Origin of the sequence: Coleofasciculus chthonoplastes PCC 7420, assembly GCF_000155555.1 — a bacterium.
Taxonomy (GTDB): domain Bacteria; phylum Cyanobacteriota; class Cyanobacteriia; order Cyanobacteriales; family Coleofasciculaceae; genus Coleofasciculus; species Coleofasciculus chthonoplastes_A.
In genome coordinates, this window is the sequence record NZ_DS989854.1 from 44,514 (window position 1) to 65,298 (window position 20,785).

Below are 20,785 nucleotides of genomic sequence, written 5' to 3' on the forward strand. Positions count from 1 at the left end.
TTATGTTTTCAGTGTCTCCAGGTAACGCGGCATCTTTCCAGGAACGTTATCAGCAACTTGTCGAAGCTTGGTTAAAGACGTTTTTGGACATGAATTTGCCGGAGTTGGAGCGGGATTTAGAGGATGAGTCAGCGAATGTGCAAATTGTTCAGACGGATGAAAATGGCAAGAAGGTTCTGCTTTATGGTAAAGATAAAAAGGGGAATTTTGTCAATGATTTGAAGCCTGAGCATATTCAGCAATTTGAGGGAATTCGTTCCTGGTCTAGGGGTGAAGGTGTTGAGAAGCAGGAAGGGTTGACGTTTCAAATCAATGGTCAGCCAATTCTTCACGTTGATTCACAGGGGCGGGCAACTACGTTTACGCCAGAAAAGGTTCAGGAAATGGAGGCAGGTGTTGAACCGAAAGCTGGGATGTCAGGGATGGCAGATGGTTTAATGTCGCCTGAATTGAACCAAGAGAGGGAGTCTGGAGATTCTCAAACTTTGGAGGATTTGACTGGGAAACACCCCAATCGCCAGGAACGCAACGCACAGTTAGAAGTTTTAGCGGAACTGATGGTACCGTTGGTATTGGAGCAACTTAAGCGCGATCGCGTGAGCCGGGAGGACAATCAGCCGCAATCAACGAAGGAGGCACAACCGGAACTGTTTGAAGGGTTCTTTTCGGTTAGTCCCAATCAAGGAGTTGAGAGAACTCGAAAGGAACCTGGAGAGATTCATCCAAGTGTACCTCATCATTCTGGGGAGTCAGTAGGGAGGATAAATCGGCAACCGACAAAGAAGGGTTTGGATGCGGTTATGGAGTCTGTTGAGCGATTGCCGGAGGCTTCGGTTAAGTCTCTGATGCAGGGGTTGACCTCCCAGATGCAGCCGCCGCCGTTGTCTCGTGATTCGTCGATTTCTCAGGTACAGGAATTGGTGCGGGAACGCTTGGGCAAACGTCACAGAGATAAGACTCGTTGGTGGCAAACGCTATCGGTGACGGTGCAATCCTCAATGGCTAAGGTACGGGGTTATTGGCAGCAGTATCGAGCCGCATCTACGCTGAAGCGGTTTGCTCATCAGATTCAGCTACGTTCGGGGCAGATTTATGAGGGGGCTTCCTATCGTCTATCTAAGCAGGGGTTAAGGTACAGGCTTGCTGATCAACAGAATAATCCCCTGATGGAATTTGATGCAACGGTTTTGGGGGTTAGGGTGGATCAGAGGTTGCCGCCATTAGCTGAGGCGGATTTGGCACAGGTGCAACAGTTGGAGGCTTCTGTGGCAGCGTCTCGGCAGCCTGAGGGCGGCTTTCGGTCAATGGCAAACCATGAAGCTGATTATTTGGCACGGGTGAATCGGATTACCCAGGCTTTGAGTGATTATGCCGCGACTCAGGGCGGGAATGTGCGGATTGATGGCAAGTTTTCCTATAAGTGGCGGGCTACGGCTGATGGTCGAGTACGCATCGATGCTAAGGATGGGCGCGGAGCGTTGCTGGCTAAGGCTGGGGGGGAGTTACGCAGCCGCATGGATGAGAAGGATTTGGTGCATTTTGAGCAGGTTTTGAAGGCGCTGGTTGTACAGACTCAACCTGAGTCGGGGGTGTCTGTCGGGAAGCCAAGTCGGAAGATGCAGTTGGAGATGGATTGATTATGAGTTTAGCTGAAGTTACTGTGGCGATTGAGTCGGGTTGTCATGTTGTTTCGCTACAAGCGTCGTTAATTGAGCGGGTGAATGTGATTCGGGCGATTGAGCGGGAGTTAGCGATCGCGTTTGGGTTACCTTGTTATTTGTGGAATTTGGGAGCGGGGCGTTTTCAGGAGTTGTCGCCGTCTGTTTCCCGTCAGGGGAATTCGGATGTGTGCGGTGTGGAGCGATCGCAGCCACTGGATGTGCTGGAGTTTTTGTCTCACCAGCCTGGGTCGGGAGTCTATATTTTAGAAGATTTGCATCCGTTTTTGGATCAGGAAGCCGATGATGTGCCATCTCGGATGGTGGCGGGGCGAGTGGTGTCTCGGCTGATTAATATTGCTTCGGATCGGTCGGGGGGTTCGATATATCTGATTTTACTGGGGTTGCAGAACGTGGAGCTGCCAGAGGTGATTAGGAGCCTGATTCCGGAGGTTTGGTATCCTTTGCCGGATTATCAGGAGAGAGAGGCGATGCTGCGCCAGTTTTTACCTCAGATTGAATCGGGAGTCGATTTAGAGATAGTTCCTACATTAGCGCAACGAGCAGGTGGGCTGTCTATTGAGGAGATTAAGATGAGTTTGCGCTTGGCTGTGGCGAAAAGTGGTGGTTCTTTGGCTTCAAAGGGGGTGGGTTTACTGCTGGATTTTAAGGTGGAGCGCTTGAAGCAGTTTGATTTGGCGTTTACACCGTCACCCGATGTGTCGGATTTTGGTGGGATGGATCGGATTCGGGACGCTATTGATGGGGTGAAGCGGGATTACACTCAGGCGGCTAGGCGGTTGGGGATTCCTTTGCCCAAGGGGTGGTTGCTGGTGGGTCCTCCGGGGACGGGGAAGACGTTGGTTTGCCAGTTCTGTGCTAAGATGCTGGAGTTTCCGCTGATTAGCGTAGATACGGGTGCGATCGCGGCGGGCGGTGCGTCTTATTTGCGGCGGTTAATTGACCGGGTGGAGGCATCGGCACCGGCTGTGGTTTATTTGGATGAGTTTGATAAGCTGTTTCCTGATCCCGGTGTTCCGGCTGATGTGAAGCAGCGCCAGGTGCTGGGATTTCTGCTGACGTGGTTACAGAATAAGGTTTCTCAGACATTTGTGATTGCTACGCTGAATCGGTTGGATGCTTTGCCGCCGGAGTTAACACGCTTGGGGCGGTTTGATGAGATTTTCTATGTGGATTTCCCCCAAGCGGGTGAGCGTAAGGATATTTTACACTTACATTTAGCACGATTTGACCGCCGCTATCGCCATGGCTCGGTGTTGACGATGAAGGAATGGCGGATTCTGCTGTCTCGCACGGTTAATTGTACGGGGGCTGAGTTGGCGGGGATGGTGGAGAAGGCAGCTAAGCGGCAGTTCCATGCTGGGGCGAGGGAAATTGTTTTGGGGTTGGATGAGCTGATGGCGGCGCGGGAAGAGATTACTCCGCTGTATATGGCGGATACGGATCGCCTGCTGCGGATGCGGAATGCGGCAAAACGGATGGCGACTTCGGCGGCGTCTGTGGATGATTCAGCGTATGCGCCACCGCCGATGACGTTGTGGGGGAATGTAGAGGGGGATTCGAGTGTTTTTTCTTCAGGAACAGATGTTAATGCCATTCTCCCTGAAGGGTAAAGGCTGCCCAATAATAAGGGTTTTGCCAATCAACATTACTTTGCCACATGGCTAATTGTGCCTGTCGCAAGGCTTCGGCTGGAGGCAGATTTTCTTGGAGATATTTTTGATAAAATTGGCTCATTAGTTCAGCAGTTGATGCATCATTAACGTTGTAGAGTTGACCTAGACTGTTGAGAATGGCGACTTCTGTGGCTTTGGCACTTGCTTGCAGCCATCTATGATGTTTGGGTTGCGATCGCAGCTGATAAATCCCACAGACGGGCAGTTTCATCACCACATCTTCCCTGACAAGAGACAAGGTTTAACTTGTAATCTTTTTTAAAGAACCATCCAACCTTCTGGCTATTGAAGTCAACTTAACGGTTCACTGGACAGTTGAAACCGCTGCTACACTTGCCTTACATCCGCCGGAGTCTCCCCTCGAACAACACTAATCGAACAACACTAAGGGCGGCTGCCCATAAGTTATACAATAACAGTAAGAATCGATACTCAAAGGTTATACCGTGCCAAAACTGACGATTGAAGTCCCTGAAGAAAACAAGGAGCGTCTGCAAACGCTTCTGGTTCGTAGCCAAGCAGGTGAACTGACGCCGAGTGAACAACAGGAACTTAATCAGTATCTAGCGATTGAGGACATTGAGGAGACGAGAGCATTTACACCGTCTCAATCTTTGGGTTCAGGGTATCACGATGATAGTTCGCCCAACCTGTTTACACAGAACAGTTCTCTAACACAATCGGTGTCAGAGGTAGGAATGATGGGACAGTCATTGGCAAAGGGAAACCAATCCCCTGATACCCCAGAAACCTATATCAGGCTGATTCTGGAACCTCAACACAAGAAAACTCTGGAAAAGGCGGCGGCTAAACGGTGTTTAACTCTGAGTGAATATTTACTTGAACTTGTTCTGGATGCAGCGACTCAGGAATTAGCGACTCCAGAACCCATGGTTTTAGATGAACAAGACTGGGATATCTTTGCCTCTGCTTTGAAAAATCCACCTGAACCCAATAGGGTTTTAAAAGAGGCGTTTAAAAGGCATCAAAATTAATCGGGGAATGGGTAACTGTATGACAGAAATGGTGTAGCATCTATTGTTTTGTAAACAGGAATCGTCTTGAGGTGACATGGATATTTAAACCGATAGATAACTCGGTAAACCGGGATAACTTTGACTGCGGCGTTCCGGAATTAAATGACTATCTTAAAAAATATGCTAAACAAAATCATCAAAAGGGTATCGCTAAAACCTTCGTAGCCATTCCCGAAGAGGGAGAACCGAATGTTGCGGGTTATTATTCGGTGAGTATGTCAGAAATTCAACGGGAGTTGATGCCGAAAAGTTATGGGAAAGGATTGCCTCGTTATCCGGTTCCAGCGATGCGGATGGGAAAACTGGCAGTTGATTCCTCTATGCAGGGTAAAAAGTTGGGAGAAGCTTTGCTGATGGAGTGCTTGCGTCGTGCGATTCGCATTTCTCAGGATGTGGGTATTTTTGCGGTTGTAGTTGATGCACTGAATGAGGAGGCTAAGGCGTTTTATTTGAGATATGGTTTTATCGCGTTACCAAGTAATTCGCTGTCATTATTTATTCCTTTGAAAACAGTAGCAAAGGCGATGGGTTCGTAGTGAAGGAACCTTCGCCCATTGCCCATAATTGCAATGCTGCAATAACAGAGGTTTCAGGTGTTTTTATTAGGGGTGTTTGACCGGAAATGATATTAATTGTCTCCGCAGTGCAGAGACAATTTCTGGGTCATGTTCTTTTTAGCAAATCCTGTGACTAAGCTGTTCGGCATTTAAACCTTAATGTCAATAATGGTGAAATCCTTGTAGTGCGAGCATCTTGCTCGCTACTAATACCCAATTTAAATGCATGACAGCTTATATCCCAATTAAGCCGCGATCGCTCTCTTCTGGGAGCCTATCATGAAAGAAAGTCAGCTAGAGGATAGCTGGGGTTGTCAACCACGTTACAACTTCTGTTCAACGTATAAGTTGGTGGATACAATTAAACTGGGCGCACGTCGGTGCGCCCCTACATAATAATGGCATATTTGGATTTAACGCCATTCTCCCTGAAGGGTAAAGGCTGCCCAAAAATAAGGGTTTCGCCAATCAATATTTTCACTTTGCCACATCGCTAATTGTGCTTGTCGCAAGGCTTCAGCAGGAGGCAGATTTTCTTGCAGATATTTTTGATAAAATTTGCTCATGAGGGGGAAGTTGATAGTTGGTGATGCTATCTTTAGTGACTGCCCATAGGTAACTGCGCTCTTCACCAAGGGAGTATTGTAATAAGATTGTGTCTTTATCCAGGAGTTGTTGTTGGACTTGGGTTAAGGTCAAAGGTTGAGGATATTGAAGCGCACCGTAGTTAGGACTTTTCAAGCGAATCTCGTCTTGAAGATTTTTATATTTAGACCAAACCGTTTGTCGGGTTTGTTCAAGTTGGTCGGCTTGTGCTTGGCTATAATAACCTCTGGATAACTCAATTCTACGTTTTTCTATTCCATCGAGTTCTTCTTGTAAATTGCGCTCTTGTTCGAGTAATTGTGGATCAACGCCTTGGCGGATATCGACATTCGCTTCGGCGAGGAGTTCGATTAGGCTTCTAGCACGGGAACGTTCGCTGGCGTAGAATGCTTGGGCATCATAGCCTTTGGTGGGGTCTTTTTGATGCAGTTGCATTAAAATATCAATGTATGTTTCATAAATATTTTGTTGAGAAGAAAAATAAGTGGTACGGAAGTCTGGACTAATCAAATATGTTCGGTAATTTTCGACAATATCAATGGCTGATTGAATATCAGTAAATGCTTCTTGCAAATTACCTTGTTTACTCTTTAACACAGCTATATTGGCAAGAATGCTTGCTTGAGAATCGTTTGTCTCTCTCCTGCGACTTTCTGTTAAAGCTTGCTGATAAAACTTTAAAGCTTCTTGCTCTTGCCCTAAATGTTGATAAACAACTCCAATAGAATTAAGAATTGATAATAAATGACAGGAGGATATATGAGCGAGTGGAAGAGCTTGATAATAATAATCTAATGCTTGGCGTCTTATTTCATTTAATGACCTTCCACTGGTCAGATTATCTATATTAGGTATTTGCTCTTTATTGTAGGGATGAGCAATTTTTAAGTAAACTCCACCTATACTGCTTAGAGAAACAGCTTCACTACATTTATCATCAACTTGATGACTAATAGCTAAAGCTTCCTGATAGTAATCAAGTGCCTGCTGATAGTGTCTGTCTCCCTCTGATAAGGAGCCAAGACCACGAAGAGCTTTCATTTTTTCTTCGGGGTCATCAACTTGTTGATAAATTTCTAGAGCTTGCTGGTACAAAGGTAAGGCTTGCTCTATCTGGTTGAAGCCAAAATAAGAAGCTGCAAGCAAATTAAGAATATGTCCTTCTTTTTTTTTATTGCCTAGTTGTTGCCATATTGTTAAAGCTTGCTTCAACTTAAATCTAGCCTCTTCAAATTTTTGGTTTTTCCACAAAGAACCAAACTCCAATTCTATATTTATTGCCTCAATACATAACTTTAAAACTTCATTTGAATCGAAATTAGAGTTTCCCGGATTACCACAACCTGTAATAGTTTGATTTTGGAAATCAATAGTTTGTGCCTGTACCAAACCAAAGGGAAATTTATTACCCAGCGCCATTAAAGGTAAAAAGAGTGTAACCAAAAAACTTGGAGTCAACTTATGGATAAATTCAAGCATAACTAACATAGAAAAACTCAATTAAAATCCCATACACATATGCTTTCTCTAGGTAATGGACACCTCATGGGTAAATTTCTATTGCCATAAAGCTTAAGTACCTGCAAATTATTCAAAGACGATAAAAAAGTTATATCTTGAATTTTATTACTCCTTAAATCAAGTACAAGTAAATTTTGTAGAGAAGAGAGAGGTGAAACATCTGTAATTTGATTTTCCCATAGCCCTAATTTCTGTAAATTAATTAGAGATGATAAAGGAGTTACATCCTTGATTTGATTATTACCTAAAAATAATATCTGTAGATTAATTAAATGTGATAGAGGTGTTATATCTTCAAGTTCCTGATTGTGAAAAATATAAATCTTTTGTAAATTAATTAGATTGGATAAAGGTGAGAGATTTTCGATTTCATTGCCAACAAGATAAAGTTCTTCTAAATCAGTCAGGGAAGACAAAAAACTTATGTCTTTTATTCCATTTTCGTTAAGAGCAAGTAATTTAAGATTAATTAATAAGGATAAACTGCTCAAGTTTTCTAGATTCGGAGTAGCATTAATGTGCAGTTCCTGTAAATCAGTTAGATTAGATAGAGGAGTTAAATCAATATTACGGCTATACTGAGCAGCAATATCAGGGCTATAACCAGAAAAGCCGAGATGGTGAAGAATTAGCACCCGCAAATTTTTTAGAGAAGCAAGGGGAGTTAGATCGGTAATTACGTTACCTGAGAGATGAAGATTTTCTAAATTTGTCAACGAAGCAAGAGGAGTTAAATCTAGGGGGGTTTCTCCATGCTTAATAATATTACGGTGATTGTGAATAGTTCCATGCTCCAGATAAAGCGTTCTTAAATTAACTAATGATGATAAAGGAGTTAACTCTCTGATTTCGTTGTAGGCTAAATCAAGCTCTTCTAGATGAGTAAGAGATGATAGGGGATTTAAGTCTTCTATAGATTGGTTAGAAATAGAAAGATCAAGAGGTTGGTTAGAAAGATCAAGACTCGTTTGATTCAACAATTTCTGGTGAGCTTGTTGACAATCTTGTAAGCGAATCCTTTCAAGAATTACTTCAACAGTATATTTCGCTTCTGGAGTTAAACTGTCTCGATTCTGACACCAATCGAGAAAGGTTTTCATTTCTCTTGTTGTATTTGATGCTTGTTGAGTTTCGGACTGTTGGGCAAATTCTCCTACTTGAGAAGAACCCTCTATTTCTCTCTCACCCGTTTCCTGTCTTGTTGATGTCTGCCAACTTTGAGCAGATACAGGGGATGAGAACAACACACTCATCCCTAAAGTCGTAGAGATACAAGCGGAGAGTAGTTTTGGGTAAGCCATAGAATTTAATCCTTTATCTCAATAGCAAATTGTCAAATCATCATTAAACAGTTAACGCCACTCCCCCTGAAGGGTAAAGGCTGCCCAAAAATAAGGGTTTCGCCAATCAATATTTTCACTTTGCCACATCGCTAATTGTGCCTGTCGCAAGGCTTCAGCAGGAGGGAGATTTTCTTGCAGATACTTTTGATAAAAGAGTTTCATCAGTTCGGCGGTTGATTCATCATTCACATTCCATAACGAAGCAATAACTCTGGGTGAACCTGCATACATAAAGCCTCTTGTCAACCCCACAATTCCTTCCCCTTTGACATTTTCCCCACTCCCCGTTTGACAAGCACTTAACACCACCAGTTCTGCCGGAAGATTCAGGTTGAAAATATCATTCAGGCGTAAGAACCCGTTTTGTGAGTTGCCTTGTCGGTCTACTAAGGATACAACTAATCCTGATAGTTCGGGGTAGTCGGGATTGAGTACGCCATGGGTAGCAAAATGAATAATTTGATAGTTACTTAAATCCGGTCGTTTAACCGTGTTTAAGTTGGCGTCAAACTCGAAAAAACTCACGCTGGATTTGCCTGGTAGGAGTTGAAGGATGGTATCGGCTTCGGTGCGGGTAAAGGGGAGACGTTTGAATTCAATATCTGAGGTGGTGGCTGACCGTTCTAAACTGAGTGAGGCGAGGTTTTCTGTACCGCGATTATTGTTAGATGGAGGGTTGGTTTTGCCGATAATGTCGTTATCGTCTGGGGAGAAGATGGGGTCGGCGATAATGGCAAGGGTATTGGGGGCAGTAGTGCGTTGAGTGAGTTGGTTGCGGTTGATGGCAACGGTGGAGGCGGAGGGGAGATGGATAACTTGATGCTTGGTGAGTAAGGGTTGATAGTCGGAAGGATTTATAGATAGGGCGGAAAAGGGAATGTAATGGAGTTGACCATCTGGGACAATTAGTAGGCGTTTTTGGGACAGGTGAGCCAGATTGGGGAGAATCAGTTGAGTGAGTTGGTTGGAGGCTGGGATAATTTCGCCAAATGCAGCGTCTCTATAGGTTGTCTGGCTCAAGAAGGCTTTAGCGGCTGTTTCAATTTCGCTTCTGGGGGGAAGTTGGTAGCTGGTGATGTTATCTTTGGTGACTGCCCAGAGGTAACTGCGGTCTTCTCCGAGGGAGTATTCTAGAAGTACGGTATCCTCATCAAGTACCTGTTGTTGAATCTGTTGTAGGGTTAACGGTTCAGGATACTTGAGTTCAGCGTAACGGGGGCTAGCGATGCGGATTTTGGCTTCGAGTTGGTTGAGTTGGTTGAGTTGGGTGTCGATTTTTTGTTGAATGTCGTCGAGTTCGGTTTGGCTGTGTTGAGTGCTAAGGAGTTGATACTTGCGATACTCTAAGTCGTTGAGTTGTTGAGTGAGGGTGCGTTCTTGTTCTAGGAGTTGGGGGTTAACGCCTTGGCGGATATCGGCGTTGGCTTCGGTGAGGAGTTCGATAAGACTTCTAGCGCGAGAACGTTCACTGGCGTGGAAGGCTTGAGCATCATATCCTTTATTAGGGTTTTGCTGGTGCAGTTGCATTAATAGGTCGATGTAGAGTTGGTAATAGTCTTGGTTACGGGCGAAGTAGGATTGGCGCAGTTGTTGGCTGGCGATTTGGGTGCGGAGTTGTTCAATAATATTGATAGCGGTTTCGATTTCGGTTTTGGCGGCGGTGAGGTTATTTTGTCGGCGGTTTAGGGTGGCTTGGTTGTAGAGGATATTGGCTTCTTCGCTTTTGTAACCTAGTCGGCGGGATAAGGGTAAGGCTTGGTTGTAGTAGTCTTGGGCTGTAGAATTCTCACCGGATGAAGCGTGTACTTTACCGATTTGATTGAGGATTGTGGTTTCTTTGACTTGATCATTGAGGTATCGAGAGATACTCAGGGCTTGTTTGTAGGTATTGAGGGCGCTTGACCAGTCTTTTGATGTGGTGTAGATGCTGCCCATGCCGATTAGGGTAGAGGTTTCGGCGGCTAGGTTCCCCCCGCTTCGGGAGATAGTGAGGGCTTGTTTGTAGGAGTCAAGAGCGTTTTCCTGTTGTCCGAGAGTGATGAAAGTAGCTGCCATGTTGTTGAAGATGGTAGCTGCACCTCCTTTATCGTTGAGTTGATACAACAGGGGTAAGGCTTGGTTATAAAAGTCTAGGGCGTTTTGCGGGTCGGCTAATTCGTTGTAGAGTTGACCCAGGCTGTTGAAAATAGCAGCTTCTGTGGCTTGAGAACCAGTTTGTTGGGATATGGGTAAGGCTTGGTTATAGAAGTCTAGGGCGGTTTGGAATTGTCCGAAATTGGCGTGAATGTTGCCGATTGATAAGAGAATTTGGGCTACTTTGACGTGGTTGTTATCTTCACGATAGAGTTCAAGGGATTCTTCTAATTTTCGAATTGCCAGTTGTCTCAACTCGATGGTGCCTTGCTGGGTGAGTTGAATTCCTTCGTTTAATGTCTTTTCTGGGGCGTAAGCGACTATCGCGGCTGATACGTCCCACAGACGGGCGGTTCCGTCCCGACTAGCAGTGAGAATTTGGCTGCCGTCAGGGCTAAATACGGCATTGTTAACCATAGCGTCATGTCCCTGGAATACAGCTAGGAGATTACCTTTGGTATCCCACAGACGGACTGTTCCATCCCAACTAGCAGTGAGGATTTGGCTCCCATCCAGGCTAAATACGGCACTTTCGACAGACTCTTCATGCCCTTGGAACACTACAAGGAGATTACCTTTTGCATCCCACAAACGGGCGCTTCCATCATAACTGGCAGTGAGAATTTGGCTGCCATCAGGGCTAAATACTGCACTGGTAACAGCATTTTCATGCCCCCGAAACAGGGCTAGGAGATTGCCTGATTTATCCCACAAACGGGCGCTTCTATCACTTCCATCATTGCTGGCAGTGAGGATTTGACTGCCATCCGGACTAAATATTGCACTGCTAGAATAATGATCACCCCGGAACACAGTCAAGAGATTCCCTTTTGTATCCCACAGGCGAACCGTTTTATCCATACTGGCGGTGAGGATTTGGCGGCTATCCGGGCTAAATATTGCACTGATAACAGTATTTTCATGTCCTCGGAACACGGTCAAGAGATTCCCTTTTGTATCCCACAGACGAGCAGTGTTATCGGAACTGGCGGTGACAATTTGAAGACCATCGGGGCTAAATACTGCACTTTGGACTGTACCCTTATGCCCCTGGAACTCTACAAGAAGATTGCCAGAAGTATCCCACAGGCGGGCAGTTGTCTCACTGGCGATGAGGATTTTGCTCCCGTCGGGGCTAAATACTGCACTATTGACGCTCTCCTCAGTCCCTCGGAATTCGGTAAGTTCGTTATTCTTCGATACGCCTATTTGAAAGGTTTGCAGGGTAGCCATTTGCTGAGCTTGGGCAGTGACCGCAACTGACAAGTCCCACAGATTGGCACTATAGTCCCCACTAGCAGTGAGAATTTGTTTACCATTGGGGCTAAATACTGCACTGGTGACATACTTCTCATGCCCTTGAAACACAGCTATAAGCTGACCAGAAGTATCCCACAGACGGATAATTTTATCATGGCTAGCCGTGAGGATTTGACTGCCATTGGGGCTAAATACCGCACTGCTGACTCCACCTTCAACCGCACCTTTATGCCCCCCAAATACGGCTAGCAGTTTACCAGAGGTATCCCACAAGCGAGCGGTTCCATCAATGCTAGCGGTAAGGATTTGGCTGCCGTTGGGATTAAACACTGCACTCAATAGTCCTCCCTCATGCCCCTGGAATACAGTTAGGAGATTTCCCGAAATATCCCACAGGAAGGCGAGTTTGTCATAACTGGCGGTAAGGATTTGTTTGCCATCGGGGCTAAATACTGCACTGGTGATTACTTCCCTATGCCCCTGGAACTCCCTGAGAAGATTACCTGAAGTATCCCACAAGTGGGCAGTTCTATCTGCACTAGCTGTAAGGATTTGTCTGCCATCAGGGCTAAATACTGCACTTAATACTACTTGTCTGTGCCCTTGAAACTCTCTGAGAAGATTACCTGAAGTATCCCACACGCGGATGGTTCCTCCACTAGCTGTAAGGATTTGTCTGCCATCCGGGCTAAATACTGCGCTGCTAACCCCATCCTCATGCCCCCGGAATACAGTAAGAAGATTTCCTGATGTATTCCACAGGCGAGCGGTTTTATCATCACTAGCCGTGAGGATTTGACTGCCATCGGGGCTAAATACTGCACTTGAGACTACTCCCTCATGCCCATGAAACATGGTCAGTTGAGCGTTGTGCCTGTATACTTCTTCCTGAAAGCTTTGGAGGACAGATGTTTGCTCAGCTTGGGCAGCGACCACTGCTGACAAGTCCCACAGGCGGGCGGTTCCATCACCACTGGCAATGAGGAGCTGATTCCCATCGGGGCTAAATACTGCACTGTTAACATAATCCTCAGTCCCCCGGAAAATGGCTAGTAGATTGCCTTTGGTATTCCACAGGGCGGTTTTAAACAAACTGATAGCAAGGATTTGGTTGCCATCCGGGCTAAATACAGCTTCCCTTATGTCATACTCACGACTCTGGAATTCTGCAAGGAGGTTGCCAGAAGTATCCCACAGGCGGGTGGTTTCATCAGCGCTGGCCGTCAGAATTTGGCTCCCATCCGGGCTAAATACTGCACTGAAAACTGAATCTTTATGTCCCTGGAACACAGCTAGAAGATTGGCTTTGGTATCCCACAGGCGGGCGGTTTTATCAGCGCTGGCCGTCAGAATTTGGCTCCCATCCGGGCTAAATACTGCACTGAAAACTGAATCTTTATGTCCCTGGAACACAGCTAGAAGATTGGCTTTGGTATCCCACAGGCGGACTGTTTTATCATCGCTGGTAATCAGAATTTGGCTCCCATCCGGGCTAAACACTGCACTCTTGACTTCTCTCTCATGCCGAAACACGGCTAGAAGATTACCTTTGGTATCCCACAGGCGGACTGTTTTATCATCGCTGGTAATCAGAATTTGGCTCCCATCCGGGCTAAACACTGCACTCTTGACTTCTCTCTCATGCCGAAACACGGCTAGAAGATTACCTTTGGTATCCCACAGGCGGACTGTTTTATCATCGCTGGTAATCAGAATTTGGCTCCCATCCGGGCTAAATACTGCACGGTTGACATACTTCTCATGCCCTTGGAACACAGCTAGAAGATTACCTTTGGTATCCCACAGGCGGGTGGTTTCATCAGCGCTGGCCGTCAGAATTTGGCTCCCATTCGGGCTAAACACTGCGCTGAAGACTCCTCCCTCATGTCCCTGGAATACGGTCAAGAGATTGCCTTTGATATCCCACAGACGAGCAGTTTTATCATGGCTAGCCGTGAGGATTTGACTGCCATCCGGACTAAAGAGGGCACTATAGACTGACTCCTGATGCCCCAAAAATATCGCCAGTTGCCCACCTGGAGCCTCCACAGATTGTCCATCGCCTGAAGCCGTCGGAGCTTCTGTAACTGATGACTGGGACAGCCAATCAGTCCTAGATTGAGCGCTGACTTGGGTGCTAGTAGCAGTCGCAAACACCACACCCATCATTAGTGCAACACAGCGATGAACCTTTCGGGAGTAATCTGCAAGCATGACCGTTTTTTAAGGAAGTTGGCACGAACAGGGAGGGATATTCCAAAAATTTCTCTTGTAAATTCCTAAACTGAAGTTCCCCGTGTAAATTCCTAAACTGAAGTTCCCCGTGGACGAATTACTACACTTTTTATCTCAATGTGCAAAATTATAGATAATTAATTATCTTCTCTCGTAAAGGAAAACCCTTCTTTTGTAATTATTTTTAACATACACACCAGCACTATAGCTATTTAAGTGAATAAAAATTAACCTGACCCCCAATCAGTAACACTTTTCTGCTTTCTCCTCTAGATTAGTAGTCAACGTGCTAATCTAAGTTAGCAAAATTTGTCCTAATTCAAGCAAAAGTCGGATATGGTTAAGCGAAAATTGGTCTTCTCCGTTGCTGTAACTCTGGCAGTTGCTTTATCTCTAGAACTCTTAGGCGATCCGGCTTTATCTGTTCCCTATAAACCCCCAAAACGCCCACCTCCAGGACGAACGAGTTCCACTACTGTACGCACAGACGTGCAGTGTGCTGACCAAAATCAAGCGATTAAGGAAATTATCCCTCTCATCCCAGATTATCTCCCTTTGCCAGAACCAGGGGAGGAGCAAAACAGTAAAATTTATTCCGGTTTCAACCTATCTGAATATCCCATCTTATTGGTTTATCTTCCCAAAGCTAATGCCCAGATGGGTGAATTAGTTCTCAGAGATGAAAATAATCGTTCGGTGACAAGAACCCGATTCTCCTTACCCAATCAAGCAGGAATTGTTAGCCTTGACTTAGCCGATACTAACATAGACCCCTTAGAACCCGATAAACCCTATTGGTGGTCAGTCAGTATTATCTGCGATGAAGTTAATCGCAGTGAGAACGGCATCAGTGCAAGAGTATGGTTCCAACGTATCACTCCCAGTGCAACTTTAGGACAACAAATTTTCAATGCTCGACCTACCCTACTACCCGCACTCTATGCCCAAGGAGATGACAACGGCGGATTTTGGTACGACGCCCTCAGCAGTCTAGCCGATTTACGCCAACTCCAGCCGAACAATCCCACCTTAGAAAATCAGTGGCAAGAATTGTTAGATTCAGCCGGATTGCTAGAATTAACAGAACAACCTTTACTCGATTGCTGTCAATTCCAGCAACAGGATACCCCTCAACCCTAAACGTTTCTGTCTGTTTGAATACAAAAATCTCAACTTCCACGGGTGCATCTCATTTTGCCATCAGTCGCGGATTTAACCGCCAGAAAACAAACATCTGTGAAAACCCGTAGGGGCGCACCGACGTGCGCCCTTCCCTAAGGTTGGCGTTTAGAACATAATTGGAATCAGGGCGAGATTCTTCGCTTCGCTCAGAATGACAGGTTAAACTGCAACTGAATCCCTAAACCCACCCTTACACTAGGCAAATAATGGGCTAAAGCCCATACTACGAACTACGGCAACTGAATCCCTAAACCCGCCCCTACTATACAAAATAATGGGCTAAAGCCCATACTACAAACTACTAACTACTAACTACGAACTCAATACAACCTAATGTTAGCTAAACTGAGACAATTTCTGTGGACATGGCGAGGGGTATGGATAACCGTTCCCACCGTTACCGGATGCATCCTCCTCCTACGCTGGCTGGGCTTCCTGCAATTATTAGAATTAGCCGCCTTTGATCAATTAATCCGCCTCCGCCCTCCTGATTCCCCCGATTCCCGCATTGTTATTGTAGGTATTACTGAAACCGATATTCAAACCCTAGGAACCTCCATTCTCTCCGATGCTGACTTAGCCCAACTCTTAACCACGATTAAACAACAAAAACCCAGGGCTATTGGATTAGATATTGTCCGGGATCAACCCGAAGGAACAGGACAAGAACAGTTAAATCAGGTGTTTCAAACCACACCCAACTTACTGGGGCTGAAAAAAGTCATTGCCAATGATCCCAACTCTGTCATGCAAGCCCCACCCCTCTTAGAAAAACAGGGACAAATTGCCGGGGCTGATGTTGTTTTAGATCCCGATGGTAAAGTCCGACGCGGCTTCCTTTATATTACATCAGACACGGATGAAACGCTACCCAGTTTAGGCTTAGGACTCGCCAAACTCTATTTAGAATTCGATAATATTACTCCCCAAGGTTCATCCCAAAACCCTGACGATTTACAATTAGGGCAAGCGGTTTTTGTTCCCTGGGAAGCCAATGATGGCGGTTATATCCGCACCGATGCGGGCGGCTATCAGATGATGCTAAATTATCGAAACGCTCCCTTTACTACAGTTTCCTTATCTGATGTATTAGCTAACCAAATTACCACCGATTTAATGCGCGATCGCGTGGTTTTAATTGGTTATACGGCTCCCAGTAAAAAAGATGAGTTTCTAACTCCTTATAGTAGCATCTTAGTGGGTAATCCTCAAACCACCTATGGCGTTTTAATTCATGCTCAACTCACCAGCCAGATTATCAGCGCCGCTTTCGGAGAACGTCCGTTAATTAAAACTTGGTCAGAACCTCTAGAATGGATATGGATACTCCTTTGGTCAGGCATTGGTGCAACCATTCGTTGGCGATGGCGGTATGCGGGGGGCGTAGCTAAATTTTCCTTTCCGCCGCTTCTTTTCACCCTGTTGGCGGGTGGAAGTTTAGTCGGAATTTGTTATCTGGCGTTCCTACAAGGCTGGTGGATTCCCCTGGTTCCGCCCGGTTTCGCCCTGGTGGGTTCGGTGATTGCGATTACCAGTTATCTTGCCCACCAAGCGACAACCATTCGGTATTGTTTCAGTCGTTATCTTACTGATGAAGTGGTGGCAAATGTCTTAGAAAACCCCGATGCCTTAAACTTAGAGATGCAACGGCAGAACGTCACCATTCTCATGTCCGATTTACGCGGCTTTTCCAATATCTCAGAACGCTTACCGCCCGAACAAGTGGCATCACTGTTAAATATCTATTTATCGGCGATGACGGATATTATTAATCAGTATAAAGGCACGATTAACGATTTCATCGGCGATGCTATTTTAGTCTTCTTTGGTGCGCCCACTCAACAGGCGGATGATGCTCAACGGGCTGTCGCCTGTGCAGTGGCGATGCAGTCAGCTATGTCTAGGGTTAATCAGGAGTTAAACCAGTCGGGATTGCCTAAAATAAAAATGGGGATTGGGATTAATACGGGGGAAGTAGTTGTTGGGAATATTGGGTCACAGAAACGGACAAAATGGACGGTAATTGGGAGTCCAATTAATCTGGCGTCGCGGATAGAATCCTATACCGTAGGGGATCAAATTCTGATTTCAGAAACAACCTGGCAAGAAGCCGGGATAGATGGGGTGAAATTCCGCCAGGAAAAGTTGGTGCAACCGAAGGGGTTTCATCAACCGATTCCGATTTATGATGTGGTAGGAATTGGGGGGAAGTATGATTTACATTTACCGGAGGTGAAGGAAGAAATTGTTGAACTCCAGGAGGAAATCCCGATTGAGTTTACGGTGATTAGTGGCAAAGATATTGGAGAAGAACGGTTTTGGGGTAAGATTTTTCAGGTGTCGGTGAATGGGGCGGCGATTCGCTGTGAGTTTCCCCTAGAACCGTTAACGAGTTTGCAACTTTATCTGGTGAATCCGTTCAGTGACAATCAAATTCAGGGGGATTTTTATGCCAGAGTGAGTGAATCGTTGGTGGCGGATAAGACGGCGGTTTGGGTGCAGTTTACGGTAATGGCACCGGATGTGGAAGGTTGGTTGAGGAGTTGGATGATGGGGGTAGAATGATGGGGATAGATGTCAATGGATAATGTTTTTTTAACGCAGAGGAACGCAGAGGTTTACGCAGAGGAACGCAGAGGGGGTTGAGGGATGGGAGAAATGGGTTTGAGGGATGGTTAAGAATGATATAAGACATAAAACCAATGATTTGATTATCCTCTCTAAATGCGAGAATTAACCTATCAGTGTCATCAGTGTCATTAAACTCTCACCCCCCACCCTCATCTGTTCCATAAATCCGTGAAATCAGTGTTTTGACAAATGACAAACAAGCAACCATTACCGTCTTCTGTTCCCCAAACCCAACCCTCGCTTCCTTCTCGCCGGGAAGCCAGACAACGACGGATTCAAACCCTACTAAAATATCTGGGGTTTCCTAGTTCGGGTATTGGTGTTGCTACAACTTTTAATTTTATCCGCCTCGGTCAATGGGATAAAGCCGCCTTATCAGGATTATTAACCGTCAGTGTCACTCTCCTGGCGATTGGTGGTAAATTTGTCTCAGAAGTGATTAACCGGGTTCTCGATAAAATAGAAGCCCGATTGGAACAACTGGTTGACCCCTTGGCTGACTGGATTGTTAATCAACTGGAAACCTTTATTATCCGTCAATGGTGGCGATTGACATCCCAGTTCCAAGGGAAATATTATCAGAGTTTGATTTATGCCTGTCGAGACTATCGTACCCAAGGCTTGAAAACCAAGGGACCCTTTACCCTAGATTTAGAACAAGTCTTTGTCCCCCTGAGAATCACCCCAGAGAGTGCAGAACGAATTTCTGGGGAAATGATGCGCCGGGATGGTGGTTCTCAAGAGTTGAGTATTTGGGATATTTTAGTCGCTAGTGGGACTCAGCCGACGTATCGTAGTCTCGCGATTATCGCCGCACCCGGTTCAGGGAAAACCACACTCCTAGAACATCTAACCCTTACCTACGCCAAAAACCGCCACCGCCATTACCACAAACAAGCCCCCAAACTGATGCCAATTCTGGTTTATCTGCGGGAAATGGCAGACGCGATCGCATCCTCTGACTTTACTTTAGCAGAACTGATTGAACAACAGGAATCCATCCGCAAATTGAGTCCACCGCCTCAATGGTTTGCAGGGAAATTGCGTCATCGGGATTGTTTGGTGATGTTCGATGGATTAGATGAAGTCGCTGATGAATCGCAACGTCAGATGATTAGTCGTTGGGTGAATCAACAAATCCAAGACTATCCCAATACTCGATTCATCCTCACCTCACGCCCGTTTGGGTATCAAAGTGCGCCGATTTCTAGTGTGAAAGCGATTCTAGAAGTCCAACCCTTTAATCTTCAGCAAATGCAACAGTTTATTCAAAACTGGTATGTGCAACGGGAAATTATGAGTCGTTTAGGAAAAGATGACCCCGGGGTACGGGAGGTGGCAAATCGTCAAGCTTACGACTTAATTCAACGCATCCAAACCAGTCCCCCCTTAGCCGCTATGGCGCTTAATCCGTTACTGTTAACCATGATTGCTACCGTTCACTGTTATCGCGGGGCGTTACCGGGGCGGCGGGTGGAACTTTATGATGAAATTTGTGATGTTTTGTTGGGCAAACGTAGCGAATATAAGGGAATTATTGAACCCCTAACCGCCCACCAGAAAAAAACGGTGCTACAAGTGCTGGCGTTAGGGTTAATGGAACAGAATACTCGTGAGTTTAGCTTAGAACAGGCAAGTCAGATTATTCAAACTGAATTAGCCAAAGTCGCCGGAACCCAGTTAACCCCAGCCGCGTTTTTAGAAAATATTGAAAATGTGAGTGGTTTAATCATTGAACGGGAACCCGGACATTACGAATTTTCCCACAAAAGCTTTCAAGAATATTTAGCCGCCGTCCAAATCAAAGACTCCCACCAAGACTCTCTATTAATCCAAAACATTCATCACGATTGGTGGGCGGAAACCCTCCGCCTTTATGCTACCCAAAGTAACGCCACACCCTTAATTCATGCCGCCTTAGACCAGCCCACTGTGGTATCCTTAAAATTAGCCCTAGACTGTGCCGAAGAGGGGTTAAGGGTTGACCCAGAGGTGCGGGAAGACCTGAAACAGCGCCTAGAAGCGGGTTTAACCTCTCCTGATTCTGCGATCGCCCAATTAGCGGCTGAGGTCAAATTAGCACGGCGACTGGGTAATTTCCTGCGAATTGATCAAACTCTGGAAATTGATACTAGCTATGTAACGTATGCAGAATACGACCTGTTTCTTAACGCCCTAGAAAAGGCGGGTGAACCCTATCAACCCAGCCAGGAGTCAACCCACCTATTTACCCCTAAAGAGGCTGAAACACCGATTCAGGGATTGACTATCACCCAGAAAAATCGGTTTTGTGCATGGCTAAATTGGCACAATAGTGAGACTCTCGCCAATGGAACCATCAGCCACTATCGCCTACCCACGCCAACGGAATTTAACCACTATCCCATCCCTGATGATACGTTAAGGGAGTCAGGACTTCGCCTAGTTCGATACCAATTACCCCTTCCCTATCGTCAACTCGCCTATCTCCTCGCCTGCGGACAATGGCAAGCCGCCAACACAGAAACAGCCCAAATCATGCGACAAATTGCTGGACAAGAAAACCGAGGATGGCTCAATGACAATGATATCAAAAAATTCCCGCCAACTGACCTGAATCAAATTGACCAACTTTGGTATCATTACAGTGCAGGACAATTCGGCTTTCAGGTGCAACGGGATCTCTATACCCAAGTCGGCGGTAAACCCAGAGATTATAACTATAATACCTACAAACAATTTAGCGATCGCGTCGGCTGGTATGTTCCCGAAAAAGACGAATGGCGAACTCCAGCCGATCTCACCTTCAGTCTCAATGCACCTCCAGGACATCTCCCCTGTGGCGGTTGGCTAGACATGGGGGGGTCTAAATCGAATCAAACGCCACTTTTCGCAGGTTGGGCAATTTTAGTCACACTTTTCTGGCGCATTTAATCATCAAGTCTA

Annotated in this window: 12 protein-coding genes; 7 read left to right on the plus strand and 5 right to left on the minus strand. The window is 45.8% G+C overall.

The features are described from left to right. Positions 1–2: 2 nt before the first annotated feature. Positions 3–1,637, plus strand: a complete 1,635-nt coding sequence (locus MC7420_RS19435; RefSeq protein ID WP_006102385.1) for a hypothetical protein — start codon at positions 3–5, stop codon at positions 1,635–1,637. 2 nt (positions 1,638–1,639) lie between these two features. Continuing rightward, a complete protein-coding gene (locus MC7420_RS19440) occupies positions 1,640–3,292 on the plus strand; it encodes an ATP-binding protein (RefSeq protein ID WP_006102489.1) in 1,653 nt (550 codons plus the stop codon). Here the strand turns inward: MC7420_RS19440 and MC7420_RS42670 are convergent. Beyond that, complete coding sequence (locus MC7420_RS42670) at positions 3,267–3,593, minus strand: CHAT domain-containing protein (RefSeq protein WP_232231739.1); 327 nt, start codon at positions 3,591–3,593, stop codon at positions 3,267–3,269. The two genes, MC7420_RS19440 and MC7420_RS42670, sit on opposite strands and share 26 nt — an antisense overlap. A 208-nt stretch (positions 3,594–3,801) precedes the next feature. Here MC7420_RS42670 and MC7420_RS42675 point away from each other — a divergent pair, with 208 nt between their 5' ends. Both MC7420_RS42675 and MC7420_RS19455 read left to right on the plus strand, forming a co-directional pair. After that, a complete protein-coding gene (locus MC7420_RS42675) occupies positions 3,802–4,350 on the plus strand; it encodes a type II toxin-antitoxin system TacA family antitoxin (protein WP_006102501.1) in 549 nt (182 codons plus the stop codon). Positions 4,351–4,421: 71 nt separating this feature from the next. Further along, a complete protein-coding gene (locus MC7420_RS19455; RefSeq protein WP_006102516.1) occupies positions 4,422–4,928 on the plus strand; it encodes a GNAT family N-acetyltransferase in 507 nt (168 codons plus the stop codon). Between the two features lie 434 nt (positions 4,929–5,362). Here the strand turns inward: MC7420_RS19455 and MC7420_RS37080 are convergent, their stop codons facing one another. From MC7420_RS37080 to MC7420_RS35455, 4 genes are read right to left on the minus strand one after another with little or no spacing between them, the layout of a single operon-like run. Then, on the minus strand, positions 5,363–5,515 hold the full coding sequence (locus tag MC7420_RS37080; RefSeq protein WP_006102435.1) for a CHAT domain-containing protein: 153 nt from the start codon (positions 5,513–5,515) through the stop codon (positions 5,363–5,365). Next, on the minus strand, positions 5,466–7,043 hold the full coding sequence (locus tag MC7420_RS19460) for a tetratricopeptide repeat protein (RefSeq protein ID WP_006102559.1): 1,578 nt from the start codon (positions 7,041–7,043) through the stop codon (positions 5,466–5,468). Before MC7420_RS19460 ends, MC7420_RS37080 begins: the two co-directional genes overlap by 50 nt. An 8-nt stretch (positions 7,044–7,051) precedes the next feature. Further along, a complete protein-coding gene (locus MC7420_RS19465; protein WP_052307507.1) occupies positions 7,052–8,377 on the minus strand; it encodes a leucine-rich repeat domain-containing protein in 1,326 nt (441 codons plus the stop codon). Between the two features lie 51 nt (positions 8,378–8,428). Next, positions 8,429–14,026 carry a CHAT domain-containing protein gene (locus MC7420_RS35455; RefSeq protein WP_083799085.1) on the minus strand — a complete coding sequence of 1,866 codons (5,598 nt, stop codon included), beginning with the start codon at positions 14,024–14,026 and terminating at the stop codon, positions 8,429–8,431. Positions 14,027–14,383: 357 nt separating this feature from the next. On the opposite strand from MC7420_RS35455, the gene MC7420_RS19475 reads away from it, so the two are divergent. From MC7420_RS19475 to MC7420_RS19485, 3 genes are all read left to right on the plus strand, one after another. Next, complete coding sequence (locus MC7420_RS19475) at positions 14,384–15,187, plus strand: DUF928 domain-containing protein (protein WP_006102379.1); 804 nt, start codon at positions 14,384–14,386, stop codon at positions 15,185–15,187. A 375-nt stretch (positions 15,188–15,562) separates the two neighbouring features. Beyond that, the gene (locus MC7420_RS19480; protein WP_006102544.1) at positions 15,563–17,794 is read left to right on the plus strand and encodes a CHASE2 domain-containing protein; all 2,232 of its coding nucleotides are present in this window, start codon (positions 15,563–15,565) and stop codon (positions 17,792–17,794) included. Positions 17,795–18,049: 255 nt separating this feature from the next. After that, a complete protein-coding gene (locus MC7420_RS19485) occupies positions 18,050–20,773 on the plus strand; it encodes a GUN4 domain-containing protein (RefSeq protein ID WP_006102526.1) in 2,724 nt (907 codons plus the stop codon). Positions 20,774–20,785: the final 12 nt, after the last annotated feature.

What these genes read in the sequence shown, in the direction of transcription:
- MC7420_RS19435 (WP_006102385.1), top strand. Translation starts at nt 3, where the DNA reads ATGTTTTCAGTGTCTCCAGGTAACGCGGCATCTTTCCAGGAACGTTAT.
- MC7420_RS19440 (WP_006102489.1), top strand. Translation starts at nt 1,640, where the DNA reads ATGAGTTTAGCTGAAGTTACTGTGGCGATTGAGTCGGGTTGTCATGTT.
- MC7420_RS37080 (WP_006102435.1), bottom strand. Translation starts at nt 5,515, where the DNA reads ATGAGCAAATTTTATCAAAAATATCTGCAAGAAAATCTGCCTCCTGCT.
- MC7420_RS19460 (WP_006102559.1), bottom strand. Translation starts at nt 7,043, where the DNA reads ATGTTAGTTATGCTTGAATTTATCCATAAGTTGACTCCAAGTTTTTTG.
- MC7420_RS19465 (WP_052307507.1), bottom strand. Translation starts at nt 8,377, where the DNA reads ATGGCTTACCCAAAACTACTCTCCGCTTGTATCTCTACGACTTTAGGG.
- MC7420_RS35455 (WP_083799085.1), bottom strand. Translation starts at nt 14,026, where the DNA reads ATGCTTGCAGATTACTCCCGAAAGGTTCATCGCTGTGTTGCACTAATG.
- MC7420_RS19475 (WP_006102379.1), top strand. Translation starts at nt 14,384, where the DNA reads ATGGTTAAGCGAAAATTGGTCTTCTCCGTTGCTGTAACTCTGGCAGTT.
- MC7420_RS19480 (WP_006102544.1), top strand. Translation starts at nt 15,563, where the DNA reads ATGTTAGCTAAACTGAGACAATTTCTGTGGACATGGCGAGGGGTATGG.
- MC7420_RS19485 (WP_006102526.1), top strand. Translation starts at nt 18,050, where the DNA reads ATGACAAACAAGCAACCATTACCGTCTTCTGTTCCCCAAACCCAACCC.